This is a genomic window from Amycolatopsis sp. lyj-112, from assembly GCF_046549055.1.
In the GTDB taxonomy this organism is placed as follows: domain Bacteria; phylum Actinomycetota; class Actinomycetes; order Mycobacteriales; family Pseudonocardiaceae; genus Amycolatopsis.
Genome location: NZ_JAJPWS010000024.1, coordinates 24,887 through 42,852 on the forward strand (window position 1 = coordinate 24,887; position 17,966 = coordinate 42,852).

General features: G+C 69.0%; 16 protein-coding genes. 6 read left to right on the plus strand and 10 right to left on the minus strand.

The genetic code is table 11. The annotated features are described in order from the left end of the window. Window positions 1-54 precede the first annotated feature (54 nt). Both ACLJRL_RS39870 and ACLJRL_RS39875 read left to right on the plus strand, forming a co-directional pair. Window positions 55-2,301, plus strand: a complete 2,247-nt coding sequence (locus ACLJRL_RS39870; RefSeq protein WP_410661602.1) for an RNA degradosome polyphosphate kinase — start codon at window positions 55-57, stop codon at window positions 2,299-2,301. Beyond that, entirely contained in the window at window positions 2,298-3,233 is a 936-nt protein-coding gene (locus ACLJRL_RS39875) for an NUDIX hydrolase (RefSeq protein WP_410661603.1), read from the plus strand. Before ACLJRL_RS39870 ends, ACLJRL_RS39875 begins: the two co-directional genes overlap by 4 nt. A 139-nt stretch (window positions 3,234-3,372) precedes the next feature. Here the strand turns inward: ACLJRL_RS39875 and ACLJRL_RS39880 are convergent, their stop codons facing one another. The 4 genes from ACLJRL_RS39880 to leuC form a co-directional block, all read right to left on the minus strand. Further along, on the minus strand, window positions 3,373-6,150 hold the full coding sequence (locus tag ACLJRL_RS39880; protein WP_410661604.1) for a BTAD domain-containing putative transcriptional regulator: 2,778 nt from the start codon (window positions 6,148-6,150) through the stop codon (window positions 3,373-3,375). 161 nt (window positions 6,151-6,311) lie between these two features. Continuing rightward, window positions 6,312-6,986: an HU family DNA-binding protein gene (locus ACLJRL_RS39885; RefSeq protein WP_410661605.1), complete on the minus strand. Its 675-nt coding sequence runs from the start codon at window positions 6,984-6,986 to the stop codon at window positions 6,312-6,314. 246 nt (window positions 6,987-7,232) lie between these two features. Next, window positions 7,233-7,841: a 3-isopropylmalate dehydratase small subunit gene (gene leuD, locus ACLJRL_RS39890; protein WP_410661606.1), complete on the minus strand. Its 609-nt coding sequence runs from the start codon at window positions 7,839-7,841 to the stop codon at window positions 7,233-7,235. 34 nt (window positions 7,842-7,875) lie between these two features. After that, window positions 7,876-9,294 (minus strand): 3-isopropylmalate dehydratase large subunit, encoded by a 1,419-nt coding sequence (leuC, locus tag ACLJRL_RS39895; protein WP_410661607.1) that lies wholly within the window; start codon window positions 9,292-9,294, stop codon window positions 7,876-7,878. A 79-nt stretch (window positions 9,295-9,373) separates the two neighbouring features. Between leuC and ACLJRL_RS39900 the strand changes: the two genes are divergently transcribed. Further along, a complete protein-coding gene (locus ACLJRL_RS39900; RefSeq protein ID WP_005158149.1) occupies window positions 9,374-10,075 on the plus strand; it encodes an IclR family transcriptional regulator in 702 nt (233 codons plus the stop codon). A 97-nt stretch (window positions 10,076-10,172) separates the two neighbouring features. Here ACLJRL_RS39900 and ACLJRL_RS39905 read toward each other — a convergent pair whose 3' ends face one another. Next, window positions 10,173-10,565: a hypothetical protein gene (locus ACLJRL_RS39905; protein ID WP_410661608.1), complete on the minus strand. Its 393-nt coding sequence runs from the start codon at window positions 10,563-10,565 to the stop codon at window positions 10,173-10,175. Between the two features lie 61 nt (window positions 10,566-10,626). Further along, window positions 10,627-11,607: a helix-turn-helix transcriptional regulator gene (locus ACLJRL_RS39910; protein WP_410661609.1), complete on the minus strand. Its 981-nt coding sequence runs from the start codon at window positions 11,605-11,607 to the stop codon at window positions 10,627-10,629. Window positions 11,608-11,671: 64 nt separating this feature from the next. Between ACLJRL_RS39910 and ACLJRL_RS39915 the strand changes: the two genes are divergently transcribed. After that, window positions 11,672-12,121 (plus strand): hypothetical protein, encoded by a 450-nt coding sequence (locus tag ACLJRL_RS39915; protein WP_410661610.1) that lies wholly within the window; start codon window positions 11,672-11,674, stop codon window positions 12,119-12,121. A gap of 81 nt (window positions 12,122-12,202) precedes the next feature. Here the strand turns inward: ACLJRL_RS39915 and ACLJRL_RS39920 are convergent, their stop codons facing one another. Genes ACLJRL_RS39920 through ACLJRL_RS39930 form a run of 3 tightly spaced genes read right to left on the minus strand, consistent with a single transcriptional unit; the run spans window position 12,203 to window position 15,183 of the window. Further along, window positions 12,203-12,865 (minus strand): winged helix-turn-helix domain-containing protein, encoded by a 663-nt coding sequence (locus tag ACLJRL_RS39920; protein ID WP_410661611.1) that lies wholly within the window; start codon window positions 12,863-12,865, stop codon window positions 12,203-12,205. A 9-nt stretch (window positions 12,866-12,874) separates the two neighbouring features. Beyond that, window positions 12,875-14,530, minus strand: a complete 1,656-nt coding sequence (locus ACLJRL_RS39925) for a right-handed parallel beta-helix repeat-containing protein (protein WP_410661612.1) — start codon at window positions 14,528-14,530, stop codon at window positions 12,875-12,877. Then, window positions 14,530-15,183, minus strand: coding sequence for a helix-turn-helix transcriptional regulator (locus ACLJRL_RS39930; protein ID WP_410661613.1), 654 nt, complete (start codon window positions 15,181-15,183; stop codon window positions 14,530-14,532). The genes ACLJRL_RS39925 and ACLJRL_RS39930 overlap by 1 nt, the downstream gene beginning before the upstream one ends. Before the next feature lie 180 nt (window positions 15,184-15,363). Between ACLJRL_RS39930 and ACLJRL_RS39935 the strand changes: the two genes are divergently transcribed. Further along, complete coding sequence (locus ACLJRL_RS39935; RefSeq protein WP_410661614.1) at window positions 15,364-16,029, plus strand: response regulator transcription factor; 666 nt, start codon at window positions 15,364-15,366, stop codon at window positions 16,027-16,029. Next, window positions 16,026-17,273: a sensor histidine kinase gene (locus tag ACLJRL_RS39940; protein WP_410661615.1), complete on the plus strand. Its 1,248-nt coding sequence runs from the start codon at window positions 16,026-16,028 to the stop codon at window positions 17,271-17,273. The genes ACLJRL_RS39935 and ACLJRL_RS39940 overlap by 4 nt, the downstream gene beginning before the upstream one ends. A 102-nt stretch (window positions 17,274-17,375) precedes the next feature. On the opposite strand, the gene ACLJRL_RS39945 is transcribed toward ACLJRL_RS39940, so the two are convergent. Beyond that, window positions 17,376-17,948: a hypothetical protein gene (locus tag ACLJRL_RS39945; RefSeq protein WP_410661616.1), complete on the minus strand. Its 573-nt coding sequence runs from the start codon at window positions 17,946-17,948 to the stop codon at window positions 17,376-17,378. Window positions 17,949-17,966: the final 18 nt, after the last annotated feature.

The window sequence follows — 17,966 nt, forward strand, 5'->3', positions numbered from 1 at the left end:
AGTTCACCCGGACGACCACCGCGGGGCGCACATAATCGCCCTGAGTGGTGAACAATGAAGTCCGTGAGCACAAACGACGGCGGCACCCCGAGCCCAGCAAGGAAGCGGAAGACCTCCGCCGCGACGAAGACCAACCGCACCCCCCGCGCGACCCGCGGCGGCTCGGCGAGCCGTCCCGCCCAGGAGTTCCGCGCGCTGCCCACCGCGCCGCCTGCCGTGACGTCCGCTCCCACCGCCGTCGAGACGCTTCCCGACGACCGGTACTTCAACCGGGAACTGTCTTGGCAGGACTTCAACGCGCGGGTGCTCTCCCTGGCGGAGGACGAGTCTCAGCCGCTGCTCGAACGCGGCAAGTTCCTCGCGATCTTCGCGTCCAATTTGGACGAGTTCTACATGGTGCGGGTCGCCGGGCTGAAACGCCGCGACGAGACCGGCCTGCCGGTGCGCAGCGCGGACGGGCTCACGCCGCGCGAGCAGCTGGCCTACATCGCCAAGCGCAACCAGGACCTGGTCGAGCGGCACACCAACGCCTTCGAGCTGCACCTGCGGCCGCGGCTGACCGAGGAAGACATCCACATCGTCGGCTGGAACGACCTGGCGGGCGCGGACCAGCTTCGGCTGTCCAACTACTTCAGCGAGCAGATCTTCCCGGTGCTCACCCCGCTGGCCGTCGATCCCGCGCACCCGTTCCCCTACATTTCGGGCCTTTCACTCAATCTGGCGGTCACCGTCCGGGACCCGGAAGCGGGAACCGAGCGGTTCGCGCGCGTCAAGGTGCCGAGCAATGTGCCGCGCCTGATGCGGATCGAGCAGCAGCCGAGAGAGAGCCACACGGCGACGTTCCTTCCGCTCGAAGAGCTGATCGCCGCCCACCTCGGTGAGCTGTTCACCGGGATGGAGGTCACCGAGCACCACGCGTTCCGGGTCACCCGCAACGCCGACTTCGAGGTCGAAGAAGACCGGGACGAGGATCTGCTCCAGGCGCTGGAACGCGAACTGGCCCAGCGCCGGTTCGGCCCGCCGGTGCGGCTCGAGGTCGCGCTGGACATGAGCGAGCACATGCTCGAACTGCTGCTGCGGGAACTGGAGGTCGACCCGCGCGACGTCGTCGAGGTCCCCGGCCTGCTGGACCTGACCTGCCTGCACCAACTGTCCGGAGTGGACCGCAAGGAACTCAAGGACCGCCCGTTCGTTCCCGCCACGCACCCGGCGTTCGGTGAGCGCGAGACCCCGAAGTCCGTGTTCGCGACGCTGCGCGAGGGCGACGTCCTCGTACACCACCCGTACGACTCGTTCTCCACCAGCGTCCAGCGGTTCATCGAACAGGCCGCCGCGGACTCGAAGGTGCTGGCGATCAAGCAGACGCTGTACCGCACCTCGGGTGACTCCCCGATCGTCGACGCGCTGATCGACGCGGCGGAGGCCGGCAAGCAGGTCGTCGCGCTGGTCGAGATCAAGGCGCGGTTCGACGAGCAGGCCAACATCACCTGGGCGCGCACGCTGGAACGCGCCGGCGTGCACGTGGTCTACGGGCTCGTCGGGCTGAAGACGCACTGCAAGGTGTCGATGGTGGTGCGCCAGGAGGGTTCGACGATCCGCCGCTACTGCCATATCGGTACCGGCAACTACAACCCGAAGACCGCGCGGCTGTACGAGGACATGGGCCTCCTGACCGCCGACCCGACGATCGGTGCGGACCTGACGGACCTGTTCAACGTCCTCACCGGATATTCGCGGCAGGACACCTACCGCAACATCCTCACGTCGCCGCACGGGATCCGCCGCGGCATCGTGCGCGCGATCGGCGAGGAGATCGAACTCGCCCTCGCCGGCCAGACCGCCGGGATCCGGCTCAAGTGCAACTCGCTCGTCGACGAGCAGATCATCGACGCGCTCTACCACGCTTCGCAGGCGGGAGTGCCCGTCGACATCGTCGTCCGCGGGATCTGCGCGCTGAAGCCGGGTGTGGAGGGGCTGAGCGAGAACATCCATGTGCGCTCGATCCTCGGCCGGTTCCTGGAACACTCGCGGATCTTCAACTTCCGCGCCGGAGGCACGTACTGGATCGGCAGCGCGGACATGATGCACCGCAACCTGGACCGCCGGATCGAGGCGCTGGTGCGGGTCAAGGATGTGAAGCTCGTCGAACAGATCGACTACATCTTCGAGTCCGCGCTGCATCCCGCGACGCGATGCTGGGTGCTGACCGCCTCCGGCGAGTGGACGCCGTTCCCGGCCAGCGGCGACGACGTCCGCGATCACCAGGTCGAACTGGCGAAGCGGCACGGAGCGGCCGGATGAGCGGCGTCGTGCGGGCGGCGGGCGCCGTCCTCTGGCGTCGCGACGGCGAGCGGACCGAGGTCGCGCTGGTGCACCGGCCACGGTACGACGATTGGTCGCTGCCGAAGGGAAAACTGGATCCGGGCGAGACCATCGCGCGGGCCGCGGTCCGCGAGATCCAGGAGGAGACCGGGTTCGAGGCCGTGCTCGGCCGGTACCTCGTGCGGACCGAGTACACCGTGGCGGGGATCCCGAAGACCGTCGACTACTTCTCCGCGCACGTCGCCTCCGGCACGTTCGCCCCGAACGAAGAGGTCGACGAACTGCGCTGGCTCGACGCGGAGACGGCGGAGAAACTGCTCACCCGCCCGGGAGACGTCCGGGTGCTGCGCGAGTTCTCCGCGCTGCCCACCGGACTCACCACGATGATCCTGGTGCGGCACGCCAAAGCGGGTAAACGCGACGAGTGGAACGGCGATGACGACCTGCGTCCGCTGTCGGACGCGGGACTGCGGCAGGCCGAAGCGCTGCGTTCGCTGCTGCGGCACTACGCGCCGGACAGAGTGCTTTCGGCGCCGAGGCTCCGTTGCGTCCAGACGGTGAACGGGCTCGCCGAAGATCTCGGCGCCGAGATCCGGCACGAACCGCTGCTGTCGGAAGAGGGCTACTGGCCGGATCCGGTACTCGGCGTCGCTCGGCTGCTGGCGATCGCCGGTGACGGCGGGACGCCGGTGGTGTCCAGCCAGGGCGGCGTGATCCCGGACGTGGTCAGCGCGCTGGCCGACCGCGACGGCGTCGACCTGCCCGCCGCGCGCGGTGGTGTGGTGCCGTCGAAGAAGGGGTCGTTCTGGGTGCTGTCGTTCCGGGCGCCGACCGAGGAGGACGGGCCGGTACTGGTGGCCGCGGACTACTTCGCGTCGCCTCTGCCCACACCCGCCCCCGCCCATCCCTGACGGGGGTCGTGAGTGATTCAGGTCGTTAGAACGACCCGAATCACTCACGACAACCCGACCCTCCCGTGACAGCGAGGTGACAGCGCGGCTTGGTTTACTCCGGCCGCGTCCCTTGTGTGGTCGCCGCGGTGCTCACCGTTCAGCCTGGGGGTGGAACGGACAGCATCGTCCGGACCTCGTCGGCACGGGGATCACCGAGGCGCTGGCACACGGCCAGCGCCTCGGCTCCGTATGCCTCGGCCTCTTCGCTCCAGCCCGTGGCGAGCATGAGTCTCGTGAGGTTGATGAGGACGTCGATCGTGCCGTACTCGGCCCCGAGTTCGCGGAGTTCCGCCAGCGCACGGGAACAGTGGCTCTCCGCTTCCTCGTAGCGGGAAGCGCCCGCGAGCGCCTCGCCGGCGTTGGAAAGCGCGAGGGCCGCGTGGTACCGGTCGCCGAGTTCCGCGAAGGCCTGCCGCGCTTCGAGTGCGGCTTCGACGGCGCCGTCGTAGGCGCCGATGCCGATCCTGCTGGCGCTGATGTTGAGGAGCGCGTGCGGGACGAAGGTGCGCTGTCCGGTGTCGCTCGCCAGCCGCGCGGCTTCGGCGGCGACCTGTTCGCTCTTCTCGAATTCGGAGCGGAGGTAGTAGGCGCCCGAAAGATTCGACAGGATCGCGACCGAGACCTCGGAGCCGCCGGTCTCCACGGACGCCTTCCTGGCCTCCTCCAACGCCTCCAGCCCCTCGTCGGTGCGAAGTGCCCGCAGGTAGGCGGATCCGAGGTTGTTGGCCGCGTACTGCAGGCCCAGCGGGTCGACGGCGGCCCGGGTGGCTTCGACGGCGATCTCGGCGGTGCCGATCCAGTCCTCCTGGTCGTGCCGCTCGGTGTAGAAGGCACGCAGCAGCCACGCGAGTTTCCAGGCGCGGGAAGCCCAGTCGTGGTCGGCGGCGACGCGGACCAGCGCGGCGAGCGCCGGGCGTTCCTCGACGTACCAGGCCGTCGCCTCGTCGTGGTCGGCGAAATCGTGTGGTGGCCCGTCGGCCGGTTCCAGCACGACGTCCGAAGTGAGCAGATCGGGCCGGATGAGTTCGTTCGCCGCGGCGACGCCGGCGGTGTACCAGTCGATCAGCCGTCGTAGCGCGGCTTCCCGTTCCGACGGCACATCGCCCTCGGCGAGTTCGGCGGCGTAGACCCGCAGCAGATCGTGGAACCGGTACCGGTCGGTACTGGGCTGGCTCAGCAAATGCGCCGACGCCAGCTGGTCGATCAGTTCCCGCGCCGCGAGAACGTCGACTCCGGCGGTGACGGCCGCGGTCGAAACCCGGATCGGCACCCCGGGGAACAGCCCGAGCAGCCGGAACAGCCGCGCCGCCTCCGGGCGCAACGCCTTGTACGACCACGAAAACGCCGCCCGCAGATCGGTGCCCGCGTCCTGCGGGTCCCGCAGGGTGTCGAGCCGGACCCGCTGATCCCGTAGTTCGTCGACGATCCACGCCAGTGAGGTTCCCGAAAAACGGGACGCCCGCTCCCCCGCCAGTGCCAGCGCGAGCGGCAGTCCGCCGCACAGCTGGGTGAGTTCCGCCACCGCGCCGGGTTCGGCGTCGAGCCGGGCGCGGCCGACGCTTTCGGCGAGCAGCGCCCGGGCCGCGTGATCGTCCAGTGAGCGCAACGGCATCCGCCGCGCCCCCTCCCTGGCGACCAGGCCCCGCAACTGGTTTCGGCTGGTGACGACGACGAGGTTGCCCGAACCGGGCAGTAACGGCCGGATCTGGTCGGCGTCGCGGGCGTTGTCCAGCAGCAACAGCATCCTGGTGCCGGCCAGCCTGCTGCGCAGCGCCGCCGACCGTTGCTCCACAGTGGAGGGGAGCGCGTCGGCGAGCACGCCGACCGCCTGGAGGAACCCGGACAGTGCGTCCATCGGAGTGACCGGCGTACCGGCGGAATGCCCCCGCAGGTCTACGAAGAGTTGTCCGTCGGGGAAGTTTTCCCGCAGCCGATGCGACCAATGGACGGCGAGTGAGGTCTTTCCCACCCCTGCGGTGCCTTCGATGACCACTATCCGTGTCGTTCCGGTCTGGCCCTGGGCGAGGAACCGCTCCAGTTCGGCCAGTTCACTTTCCCGCCCGGAGAAACCCGTGACGTCGAAGGGAAGCTGGCGCGGCACCGGGAACGCAGGGACGGCCGGCCTGTCCGTGGCCAGCAGTTCGGCGTGGAGCCGTCGCAGTTCCCCTCCCGGTTCGACGCCCAGTTCTTCCGCGAGAAGTGATCTGAGACGGGCGTATCGGGCGAGTGCTTCCGCTCGTCTGCCCGAACGCGCGAGAATCCGCACGAGTCTTTCCCATAACGATTCCCTGAGCGGATGCTGAGCGACCAGATCGGTCAATTCGGCGACGAGTTCCGCGTCCGGGACCGTGCCGGTATCCAGATCGATCCGCCTTTCCACGGCGAACAGATACCGCTCGGTCAGCAACGGTCCCCATTCGCCCGCCAGCGTCGGAGAACCGACTCCTTCGAGCGGTGTCCCGCCCCAAAGGCCGATCGCCTCGGCGAGCGATACCCGTTCCGCCTGGGCTTTTTCGTCCACGGCCCGGTCCAGCAGGCTGAGAAACCTCAGTGCGTCGACGCGGGCGGGATCGAGAAGGAGACGGTAACCGTCCGGTTCGGTCACCACGACTTGTTCGCCGAACAACCGGCGCAGACGCATCACATTCGTCTGCAGGCTGCCGCGGATCCGTTCCGGGGGTTCGTCTCCCCAGACACCGCGTGCGAGCGCGTCGATGGACACCAGGCGGCCGCACGACAGCGCCAGCGTCGTGAGCAGCGCGCGCTGACGGGCGCTGCTCAGTGAGAGCGGGGAGCCGTCCACGACCACGTGGAACGGACCGAGAAGCCGGATTTCGATGGTGGGCCGCCTCCAGTCCTGTGTTCCCCGCCTCATTTCGTCCGGCGAGAAGCGTGACACAGACCGGGCGACGCCCGAGCGGGTTCCCGGCATTCCGCCTCGTGGGGCCGGAAAACGGTGGTACCCGAAAACTGCGGCAGGGCCCCGCGCGCGATGCACGGGGCCCTGCCGTTGGCTCACTCTCGAGGAGAGGGAGCTTACTTCTTCTTCGCAGCCGCAGAAGTCCGCTTGGCCGGAGCCTTCTTCGCAGCGGTCTTCGTCGCGGTCGCCTTGGCCGGAGCCTTGGCGGCGGTCGCCTTGGTGGCGGTCGCCTTCTTGGCCGTGGTGGCGCGGGCCGTCGTCGCCTTGGCCGCGGTCTTCGGCGCCGCCTTGGTGGCGGTCGTCTTGGCGGCGGCCTTGGTCGCGGTCGCCTTGGCCGCCGGCTTCGCGGCGGTGCGCGTCGTGGCGGCGGCGGCGCGAGTCCGCGTGGTGGTGGAACGCGTCGCGGCCGGGCGGCTGGCGGCCGTCCGGGTCGTCGTCGCGCGGGTCGCGGCGGCCCGAGTGGTGGTGGTGCCGGCGGTCGCGCGCTTCACAGCGGTGGCCTTCGGCAGCTTCTTCGAACCGCTGATGACGTCCTTGAAGGTCGTGCCGGCGCGGAAGGCGGGCACGTTGGTCTTCTTGACGCGAACGGTCTCACCGGTACGCGGGTTCCGCGCGGTGCGGGCGGCGCGGGCGCGCTTCTCGAACACACCGAAGCCGGTGATGTTCACCTTCTCGCCCTTGTTGACCGTCCGGATGATGATGTCGACAAGGCCATCAACGGCCTCCGACGCGACCTTCTTGTCGCCCAGGCGCTCCGACAGCGCCTCGATCAGCTGGGCCTTGTTGGCCATTCCAGTCCTCCAAGAAGAACTTGTTGTACACGGCCCCGTCGGCCGACTTAGCGCACACGGTATTACCAATGCAGCACAAATTCCAAACGACGCGCGGAAATTTCCCTTGTCTCGGGGGCTGTTCCGCCTCCAGAGGGACCCTCTCGGACCTCTCGGAGTGCCGTTCGGCGTGGTTTCGGGGCTCTGCGAAGGACCCTCCGCCGGAGTGCGGATTCCCAGCTCAGCAAGGGAATCCGCACCTCACGACTAGGCCGTGGAGGAGGCCGCCGGAAGGGTCACCGGCTTCCAGGAGGGGCGCTGGGACTCGAAAGTGTCGATTTCCTCAGCGTGCCGGAGTGTCAGGGCGATGTCGTCGAGCCCTTCGAGGATCCGCCAGCGGGTGTAGTCGTCGATCTGGAAGGGCGCGACGAAGTCCTTGGCTCGTACGGTCTTCGACTCGAGGTCCACCGTGACCTCCGTCCCGGGCTCGTTTTCGAGCAGCTTCCACAGCAGTTCGACGTCCGCCTGCTCGACCTGAGCGGCGACGAAGCCCTGCTTGCCCGAGTTCCCGCGGAAGATATCCGCGAACCGGGACGAGATCACGGCCCGGAAGCCGTAGTTCATCAGGGCCCAGACCGCGTGCTCACGGGAGGAACCGGTGCCGAAGTCCGGGCCCGCGACCAGGACCGAACCGGATTTGAAGGGCTCTTGGTTGAGGATGAACGACTCGTCGGACCGCCAGGCGGCGAAGAGTCCGTCCTCGAAGCCGGTGCGGCTCACGCGCTTGAGGTAGACCGCCGGGATGATCTGGTCAGTGTCCACGTTGGACCTGCGCAGCGGGACCCCGACGCCGGTGTGGTGGGTGAACGGTTCCATGGTGAGGGAACTCCTTAGCGGATGTCAGGCGGGCTCAGCGGGCGGTGGCGGGCAGCAGGTCTTCGGGGCTGGACAGGGTTCCCCGCACGGCCGTGGCGGCCGCCACGAGCGGGGAGACCAGGTGCGTCCGGCCGCCCTTGCCCTGCCTGCCCTCGAAGTTGCGGTTCGAGGTCGACGCGCTGCGCTCGCCCGGCTTGAGCTGGTCCGGGTTCATGCCGAGGCACATCGAGCAGCCCGCCTGGCGCCATTCCGCGCCCGCTTCGGTGAAGACCTGGTCCAGGCCTTCGGCTTCGGCCGCCTGCCGCACGCGCACCGAGCCGGGGACGACCAGCATCCGGACCGACCCGGCGACCTTGTGCCCGCGCAGGACGTCCGCCGCGGCCCGCAGGTCCTCGATACGGCCGTTCGTGCAGGAGCCGAGGAAGACGGTGTCCACCGCGATCTCACGCAGCGGAGTGCCCGGCTTCAGGTCCATATAGGACAGGGCCTTCTCGGCGGCGATCCGCTCGTTCTCGTCGCCGATCCGCTCGGGATCGGGCACGGCGGCGTCCAGCGGCAGACCCTGGCCCGGGTTGGTGCCCCAGGTCACGAACGGCGTGAGCTCGTCGGCGTTCAGGTGGACCTCGGCGTCGAAGACGGCGTCGGGATCCGTGGCGAGTTCACGCCAGTTCTCGACGGCGGCGTCCCAGTCAGCGCCCTGCGGCGCGTGCGGACGGCCCTTCAGATACGCGAACGTCGTCTCGTCCGGAGCGATGAGCCCGGCCCGCGCACCGGCTTCGATGGACATGTTGCAGACCGTCATCCGGGCTTCCATCGACAGGTTTTCGATGGCCTTGCCGCGGTATTCGAGGACGTAGCCCTGCCCGCCGCCGGTGCCGATCTTCGCGATCACGGCGAGGATGACGTCCTTGGCCGTGACGCCGGGGCGGAGTTCCCCGTCGATCGTGATCGCCATCGTCTTGAATGGACGGAGCGGCAGCGTCTGGGTCGCCATCACGTGTTCGACCTCGGAGGTACCGATTCCGAAGGCCATCGCACCGAAGGCGCCGTGCGTCGAGGTGTGACTGTCGCCGCACACCACGGTCATCCCGGGCTGGGTCAGGCCCAGCTGCGGGCCGATGACGTGCACGATGCCCTGTTCGGCGTCGCCCATCGGGTGCAGCCGGACGCCGAAGTCCTTGCAGTTCTTGCGAAGGGTGTCGACCTGGGTACGGGACACGGGATCCGCGATCGGCAGCTCGATGTCGATCGTCGGGACGTTGTGGTCCTCGGTGGCGATGGTGAGGTCGGGACGGCGCAGTTTCCGGTCCGCCAGACGGAGTCCGTCGAACGCTTGCGGGCTGGTGACCTCGTGCAGCAGGTGGAGGTCGATGTAGAGCAGGTCCGGCTCGGCCCCCTCGCCGCGCCGCACCAGGTGCGACTCCCACACTTTCTCGGCCAGTGTCCGGGGCATTTCCGGCTCCTCACATGCGATGAAATCGGTACTTCCCACCATCTGGACATCTCAAACTTCGGGAAGATAGTATCGGCTTGTGGGACAGCATAGCGGTATCGGAGTACTCGACAAGGCCGTGGCCGTGCTTCAGGCCGTGGCCGAAGATCCTTGTGGCCTGGCGGAACTGTGCACGCGGACCGGCTTGCCGCGCGCGACGGCGCACCGGCTCGCGGTCGGTCTCGAGGTGCATCGCCTGTTGCGCCGCGGCCCGGACGGGCGGTGGCGGCCGGGTACCGCGCTCGCGGAACTGGCGGGCGGTTCGACCGACCCCTTGCTCGACGCGGCGAGCTCGGTGCTGCCGAAATTACGCGACATCACCGGGGAAAGCGTCCAGCTCTACCGCCGGGACGGCGTCCAGCGCGTCTGCGTTTCGACCGCGGAACCGCCCAGCGGTCTGCGTGACACGGTGCCGATCGGTTCGCGGCTGCCGATGACCGCGGGCTCCGGCGCGAAGGTCCTCGCGGCGTGGTCGGATCCGCATACGCAGCGGACGATCCTGTCGGAGGCGGTGTACGGCGAGCGCACCCTGCTCGAAGTCCGCCGTCGCGGCTGGGCCCAGAGCGTCGCGGAACGGGAGCCCGGTGTGGCGAGTGTCTCGGCGCCGGTACGGGATTCGACCGGCACGGTCGTCGCCGCGGTGTCGGTTTCCGGGCCCATCGAACGTATAGGGCGTAAGCCGGGGGCCCGCTGGGCCGCTGATCTGCTCGCCGCCGCGGACGCGCTGCAAGAGCGCCTCTGAGCCCTTCGAGGTCGTGAAAAGGCCCCCTGTACCGCGCTCAGCGCGGTACAGGGGGCCTTCACATACCGTCGGACAGTCCTGAAAGGACCTGACGGGATCAGAACTCGTCGGCTCGGGTCAGCTCGTGTTCGAAGGCGTCCGCACGGGCGACGAGGGACGTCAGCGGATGCTCGAACTCGTTCCGCAGGTTCAGGTCGACCAGCGGGATGGTGTGCTTGAGCAAGGCGACGCCGTCCACGACCGCCGCGCCGCCGACCGAGTCGCCGCCGGCCAGTTCGAGCAGGCGCCGCAGGTCGATCTTGTCCGCCCAGCCGACCGGAGACGAGATCTCCACCCATTCCGCGCCGTCGTGGTCGGGCAGGTGGTGCACGGTCACCTGCTGGCCGCGACCTTCCTCGGTGTCGACCCGGAAACGAAGCCAGTCGCCCCGTTCTTCGAGCACCTCGTACCGCGCCCGGACGAAATTGATCACGCCTGCCCAGATGGACACCCTCGTCACCTCTCGGTTCGCCGCCTCATGCGATGTCGAGCATCGCACATCCGGGGCGGGTTCAGCCGCTGGGATAGAGCGCGGCCATCGCGTGCACGGTCCCGGTCAGGTGAGCGACCAGTTCCGCGGGTTCCAGCGCCTGCGCGTCCAGGCCGAGCCGGAGCAGCCCGGCGGCCGCGTGGGGCACGCTTTCCAGCGGGATGGTGGCGCACCGCCAGCCGTCTTCGTCCTCCTCGGTCAGGGTGAGCCGGGCGAGCCGGGCTGCCCTCGGGCCGAGGACGTCGGGCAGGGCGGCGATCCCTTGCGGCGACAGGCGGACGAGCGCCGTCTCGACGTCCTCCGCCTCTTCGTAGCCTTCGACGTGTGCTCGCCAGAACGCGGAGAGTTCGAATCCCTCGGGCCTGACGGTCTTCTCCGGCAGCGTCCGCAGCCGCTGGATGGAGGAGACCCGGTACGTGCGGGGCTCGTCGCGCCGGGCCGCGATGAGGTACCAGACCCCGGCCTTGAGAACGAGACCCAGCGGATGCAGCCGCCGCGTGACCACGCCCGGCCGCGGAGACCAACGGCGGTACCGGATCTCGATGACCTGGTCGCGCCACAGCGCCTCCGCCGCCGCGGTCAGATGCGGCACCGGATCCGCCTGCCGGTACCAGCCGGGCGCGTCGAGATGGAATCGCTGCCGGATCCGCAAGGACGCCTCCCGGTACGGCGTCGGCAAGGCGGCCATCAGTTTGAGCTCGGCGGCGGCGACCTGCGCGCCGAGGCCCAGTTCCGCGGCGGGTTCCGGCATCCCGGTGAGGAACAGCGATTCGGCCTCGTCGGCGGTCAGCCCGGTCAGCCGGGTGCGGTAGCCCTCCATCAGCTGGTAGCCACCGGAAGGTCCAGGCTCGGCGTAGATCGGCACGCCCGCCGCGGAAAGCGCCTCGACGTCGCGATAGACGGTGCGAGCCGTCACACCGAGTTCCGCGGCCAGCTTGGCCGCGCTCATCCGTCCCCGGTTCTGCAGCAACAGGAGAAGGGACACCATCCGGCCGGCTCGCACGATCCGGAGTCTGCCAGCGACCACTGACAGAAGATGTCAGTGATGGCGCCGCAAGATCTGCGGCATGGACGATTTCGACTTCTACACCGGCTCATGGAACGTCGCCTGCCGTCGCCTCGAGACACTATTCGAGGGCTGTGACACCTGGTACGAGTTCACCGGCACCAGCACCTGCCGCCCGATCTTCGGGGGCGGCGGCAACATCGAGGAGATCCACTTTCCGACACTGGGCAACAGCGGTTTCGCGCTTCGCCTGTTCGACGTCGAGCGGAAGGAGTGGTCCATTCACTGGGCCGGCAGCCGGACCGGGCTGCTCGAGCCGCCGGTCGTGGGCACCTTCGCCGAAGGGCGAGGCGACTTCTACGGTGACGACACCCACGACGGGAAGCCGATCAAGGTGCATCTCAGCTGGTCCGACATCACCGGAACGTCGGCGCGGTGGGAACAGGAGTTCTCGCTCGACGAGGGCCGGACCTGGGAATCCAACTGGGTCATGGAGTTCACCCGGGCCTGACGGGTCTTGCGGGAGGTCGTGAGTGATCCGGGTCGTTCTAACGACCCAAATCACTCACGACCTGCGGTCTGGACCCAACCCTCACATCGGCGCCATCCGGTATCCGGCCCCGCGCACGGTGTGGATCAGCGGCGGGTTGCGGAGCTTGCGCCGCAACCGCGCGATCACGACGTCGAGGACGTTCGACGCCGGATCCGCCATCTCGTCCCACGCGTACCGGATCAGCTCCTGCCGTGACACCGGCCTCCCCGACGCGGCCATCAGCCGTTCCATCACGAGGTATTCCTTCGGTGTCACGGTCAGGAGTACCCCCGCCCGTGAGATCTGGTGCCTGCCGCTGTCGAGTTCGACGTCCGCGCAGCGCAGCACCACCGCCTGTCCCGCCATGTCGCGACGGCACAGGCTGCGCACCCTGGCCACAAGTTCCGGCATCGCGAACGGTTTGACCAGGTAGTCGCCGCCGCCGACGCGCAGCCCGTCGATCCGGTCGGCGACGCTGTCGCGCGCGGTGAGGAACAACACGGGCATCGGCCAGCCGGCGCCCCGTCTGTTGCGCACGTACAACAGCGCGTCGCCGGAAGGCAGCATCCGGTCGAACACCGCGCAGTCGTAGGCGTTCACCGCCAGGGCCTCGTCGGCGGCGGGCAGGTCCGCGGCGGTGTCCACCGCGAAACCGTCGCCGCGCAGCGCGAATTCCAGCGCCACCCGCAAGTTCTCGTCGTCCTCGGTCACCAGCACCCGCACCCTGGAACGTTAGCGTGCCGTGGCGACCACCACGTCGGCCACGTGCAGACCGCGGAGTTCCTCGACCGCGGGCATCCGGCCCAGCAGCCGTAATCGTTGCGACTGCGCCTTGCGCACCTTTTCGAACAACCGGCGCGCGTCCCGGGCGTTGCCGAAGTTGACGTCGCCGGCGATCTCCCGGAAATGCTCGCTGAGTACCGGGCCCGCGTCCGGATCCAGCTCGTAGTCCCCCGACGACGCCATGCGGCCGAAGATGGCGAGCAGTTCCTCGGGACTGTAGTTCTCGAACTCGATCGTCTTGCCGAAGCGGGACGCGAGACCGGGGTTGGCGGACAGGAAGTCGACCATCTCGCCGGTGTAGCCCGCCACGATCACCGCCACCTCGTCGCGGTGCTCCTCCATCAAGGGGACCAGGGTGTCGATCGCCTCCTGGCCGAAGTCGCCGCCCGATCCGGCCAGCCGCGTCAGCGTGTACGCCTCGTCGATGAACAGGACGCCGCCTTTGGCCTCCTCGAACACGGTCGCGGTCTTCTCCGCCGTATGCCCGATGTACTGCCCGACGAGGTCGCGGCGGGACACCTCGCGGAACTGGCCGTCCGGCAGGACTCCCAGCGCCTTCAGCAGTTTTCCGTAGATCCGCGCCACCGTGGTCTTCCCGGTGCCGGGGGCGCCGGCGAAGATCAGGTGATGGCCGGTCGCCCCGATCGGCAGCCCGGCACGACGCCGCCATTCGTTGACCTGCAACTCGTCGACCAGCGCGCGGACCTCTTCCTTCACCTCCGGAAGGCCGATCATCGCGTCGAGTTCGGCGAGCATCTCGTCCAAGGGGCCGTCGCCCGCACCGGGATCGGCCGGATCCGACGCCGCCGTGACGGTCGCCGTCGCCCCCTCGGCGATGGCGATCCCCGGTTCGGCCGTGTTCTCGACCCGGCAAGCGGAAATCGAGCCGCCGCAGCCGGACGCGAACGCGATCCCGGAGCCGCGGGTGTCGGTGACCGTGCACCGCTTGAGTTCGGGCGTCCCGTGGTGCGCCACGGCGATGCCTTCATGGCCGGTGTGCGAGATCACGCAGCCTTCGATGACGGGCCGGGCGTACTGATAGATATAGACGCCGCGCAGCCCGCATCCGGTCACCGTGCAGTTGCGGACGACCGGGTCGGCGCCGAGGCCGATGGTGATCCCGTCGCCGGTCACGTCCTCGACGGTGGTCTCCTCGATCCTGCCGGACGCGCCGTCGATGACGATCCCCTGCTCCGCCGCCGAAATCACGCAGCCGGTCACCTCGAAGGCCGCCGAACCGCGGATGGCGATCGCCGGGCCACGCCCGCCGGAGATGGTGCAGCGGTCGACGGTCAGTTCGGCGTCGTCGGCCAGGATCGCGGACGCGCCATCGGCCAGCAGTTCGATCCCTTTCAGGGCAAGCGATCCGCCGGTGACGCGGAATACCGGGCACTCGGCACCACGGCCGTCGACGACCACGGTGGCGCCGTCGGCCGCGGCCAGGGTCACCCGTAACCCGGCGAGTTCGACGGTTTCCGCGTAGTCGCCGCCCGCGATGGTGATGACGGCGCCGTCGGGCGCTTCGGCCAGTGCGGCACCGATGGACGGATAGGCGCCGGGCTTCGGCGCGACGAGCAGGGCACGGCCTGGAGTCGAGGTCGTCATCAGCCCGCCTTCGCCATCAGCCAGCCGCGGTCGACGGCCTTGGCGCCGGCCTGAAACCGGCTGCGCGCGCCGAGGCGGTTCATGATGTCGGCGACCATGCGCCGCACCGTGCGCACCGAGATGCCGAGGCGGGCGGCGGCGGATTCGTCGGTGGTGCCGGAGAAGAGCAGCGTCAGCAGCTCGCGCTCGCGACACGACAGCATCGAGGCGTCCTCGGGGTCGGGCAGGTCCAGCGGGACGAGCGGGGCGGCGGCCTGCCAGATCCGCTCGAACAGGCCGACCGTCGCGGTGACCACGCCGGGCAGCTGGAACACCGCGGTCCCGGTCTGCCGCCCGTCCGCGGGCAGTACGACCGAGGTCCGGTCGATCACCAGCGCGTCCATCGGGACCTCGGCGTCGGTCCGTACTTCGGCACCGGCACGCGACATCCGGTTGAGCGCACCGGACATCCGCTCGGAGTCGGGGAAGAGCACCTTGTACCGCACCCCGGGACGCACGTTCGCGAGCGCGATCCGGCGGAACGCGGTGTCCGTCCCGGCGCTCATGATGAGCACTTCGCCGGTGGCGGCCGCGAGAAGCTCGGTCAGCCCTGCCCGGTCACGGGACGGCCCCGAACCCATCACCAGGCTGAGCTGGCTGGTCTGAACGGTCATCGCTGGTACCCCCGCTTTCCCCGACGCGGCGACCAGACCACCACGTCCTGTTCATGCCAGTTCTCGCCGTCCGGGCGGCGCAGCGACCCCGACGCGTTAGCGTTCAGGGGCATCACGGCCGGCGCGGCGAGTAGGTGAAACTGCATGCGTCGACTTTCGCTGTCCGAACATGAGGTTTTGATGACACGGGTCATGGTCGTCGAAGACGACGAGAATCTGCTGGTCGCGCTGGTCACGCAGCTGCGCGCGGCCGGCTTCGACGTCGACGGCGCGGGCGATATCGCGACGGCGGACAGGCTGCTGCAAGGAACGCACCACGACTGCGTGGTGTTCGACCGGATGCTGCCGGACGGCGACGCGATCTCCTACGTCCACATGCGACGGCAGCTGGGCTGGCGGGTGCCGGTGTTGTTCCTCACCGCCCGCGACGCGCTCGCCGACCGGGTGGCCGGTTTCGAGCACGGCGGCGACGACTACCTCGTCAAGCCGTTCGTGATGGCCGAGCTGACCGAGCGGGTCGCCAACCTGTGCCGCCGTTCCGCGTTCGACCGGCCCTCGGTGCTGCACCACGAAGACCTGGTGATGGACTGCGCCCGCCGTGAAGTACGCCGGGCCGGGGTACTGCTCACCTTGACCAACAAGGAGTACGCCGTGCTCGAATACCTGCTCACCAGGGTGGGCCTGCCCGTGCAGCGGGCCGATCTGATCGAGCACTGCTGGGACGCGCAGGCCGATCCGATGTCCAATGTGGTCGATGTGGTGGTCAAGCGGTTGCGCCGCAAACTGAAGGAGCCGGAACTGATCCACGCCGTCCGCGGGCTCGGCTACCGGCTGGGCGCCCGATGAAGTCCTCGGCCGACCGGCTGCGCAGGCTGCGCTGGATGCTGACCGCGCTGTTCACCGTGATGAACACGCTCGGGCTGGTGGTGTTCGCCTGGTTGCTCATCGCGGAGGACGGCGACCAGGTAGACGAACGGATCGACGCGTCGCTGGACCGGGTCACGTCGTCGGTCAGCAGGCTGGTCGGTTTCGACGGCACCGTGGACTTCGGCCTGGTCAACACCGACGTGCTGAACGACCGCTGCCCGCAGTTCGCGATCCTGCCCGGCGGCGCGCCCGCGTTCCAGCCACATCTTTCGCGCGAGACCTGCGTTCCGATGAGCCCCACGGTGCTGAACGGGCTCGCCGCCGAAGCCGTGCGGTCCGGGAAACTGGTCTCGGGGTATCAAAAGGGAACCGGCGGCGAGCTGGTCAAGGTACGCGTGGAACCCTTGCGCGACAGCGACGGCAAACCGTTCGCGGCCGTGGTCGCCGTCGCCGACATGGGCCCCGAAAACGCCGAGCACACGCAGTTCACGCTGCTCGTGATCGGCGGCACCGTGTTACTGGTCGTCGTGCTGGGCTTCGCCGGGCACCTGCTGTCCGGCCGCTCGATCCGCCCCGCCGCCGCTGCCCTGCAGCAGCAGGAAGTCCTGCTCGCCGAGACCGCACACGACCTCCGCACCCCGGTCGCCGCCCTGCGCGCGCTCGCCGAAACCGCGATGGCGAACCCGGCCCAGTCCGCGGAACTGCTGCCCCGCACCGTCCGGCTGGCTTCGAGAATGGGCGGCATCATCGACGACCTGCTCGTCCGCGCCCGGCTCGCGGCGGGCGTGGAACAGCTGGCCATCCAGCCGATCTGGCTCGATCAGCTGGTGGTGGGCGTGGTCGAGGACACCGCGACCGACAGCGCGGAAGTCACCGTCACCGCCGCGCCGACGAAGGTCAACGCCGACCCCGCGCTGCTGCAACGCGCGATCGGGAACCTCCTCGACAACGCCGTGCGCTACGGCCGCCAACCGGGCGCGAAGGCGTTCGTGCACCTGACCGTCGCGGGCGGCACCGTGACCGTCGCGGACCACGGCCCGGGTATCGACACCACGATGGCCGGCGACGCCTTCGACCGTTTCGCCAGCACCGGCGGGTCTTCCGGGCTCGGACTGTCCATTGTGCGCTGGGTCGCCCAGTCGCACGGAGGGACGCTTTCGGTCTACAACGCCGATGAGGGCGGCGCGATCTTCGAACTGCGGCTTCCGCTGAGCACTTCCTGACCCTGTCTAACCAGGCACCTTATGCCTGTCCGTGAAGGACTCCTTGAGGGACTCAGAGTCCCTCAAGGAGTCCTTCACGGACCTCGGTGATATGACGCGACACTAACCGGGTTCCACGTCGATACCGGTCAGCTCGCCGAATGCGGCCACAGTGGACACTGAATCGTCGTAGGTCACCAGGTCGACACCGGGCTCGATGAAGGGACGCGAAGCACGCAAGGCGATCTGTTGCCCGGTGCCCAGTCGCAGGATCAGCACCCGGACGTCGCCGACGCCCGGCGGCTCCTCGGCGAAGACGCGGTTCAGCGAGACTTCGATCTGCCGGTCGGTCAGCGGGACGCGCGCGACCGTGGGTGCGTCCCGCAAAGCGGCCCACTCGCTGGTGCCGCTGGTCGAGTACGGCGGTTCGGGCCACGGCGCGCGGTCGTCGAGGGCCCGCACCAGCCGAGCGAGGAAATCGCGGGTTGCGTCCTCGTCGTCCTGTTCGGCGGCTATCCGTTCCCCGGAGCCGAGGGCCGCCGTGGCCGCCCGGTGGTAGTCCGCCACGGGGAGCGTGAAGAACCGTTGACGGATCAGCTCGTCCGCGATCCGCTCGACAAGCTCGTCGTCCGCCTGGTGCCGCAGGCCGGCCGTGTAGGTGAGCTGGTTGACGTATCCGCGCCACGGGAAGTTCACTGGCCTGGATTCCCTTCC

Bases quoted from the DNA above. Each gene is read 5' to 3' on its own strand.
- ACLJRL_RS39870 (WP_410661602.1), top strand. From the start codon at position 55: ATGAAGTCCGTGAGCACAAACGACGGCGGCACCCCGAGCCCAGCAAGG.
- ACLJRL_RS39875 (WP_410661603.1), top strand. From the start codon at position 2,298: ATGAGCGGCGTCGTGCGGGCGGCGGGCGCCGTCCTCTGGCGTCGCGAC.
- ACLJRL_RS39880 (WP_410661604.1), bottom strand. From the start codon at position 6,150: ATGAGGCGGGGAACACAGGACTGGAGGCGGCCCACCATCGAAATCCGG.
- ACLJRL_RS39885 (WP_410661605.1), bottom strand. From the start codon at position 6,986: ATGGCCAACAAGGCCCAGCTGATCGAGGCGCTGTCGGAGCGCCTGGGC.
- leuD (WP_410661606.1), bottom strand. From the start codon at position 7,841: ATGGAACCGTTCACCCACCACACCGGCGTCGGGGTCCCGCTGCGCAGG.
- leuC (WP_410661607.1), bottom strand. From the start codon at position 9,294: ATGCCCCGGACACTGGCCGAGAAAGTGTGGGAGTCGCACCTGGTGCGG.
- ACLJRL_RS39915 (WP_410661610.1), top strand. From the start codon at position 11,672: ATGGACGATTTCGACTTCTACACCGGCTCATGGAACGTCGCCTGCCGT.
- ACLJRL_RS39925 (WP_410661612.1), bottom strand. From the start codon at position 14,530: ATGACGACCTCGACTCCAGGCCGTGCCCTGCTCGTCGCGCCGAAGCCC.
- ACLJRL_RS39930 (WP_410661613.1), bottom strand. From the start codon at position 15,183: ATGACCGTTCAGACCAGCCAGCTCAGCCTGGTGATGGGTTCGGGGCCG.
- ACLJRL_RS39935 (WP_410661614.1), top strand. From the start codon at position 15,364: ATGACACGGGTCATGGTCGTCGAAGACGACGAGAATCTGCTGGTCGCG.
- ACLJRL_RS39940 (WP_410661615.1), top strand. From the start codon at position 16,026: ATGAAGTCCTCGGCCGACCGGCTGCGCAGGCTGCGCTGGATGCTGACC.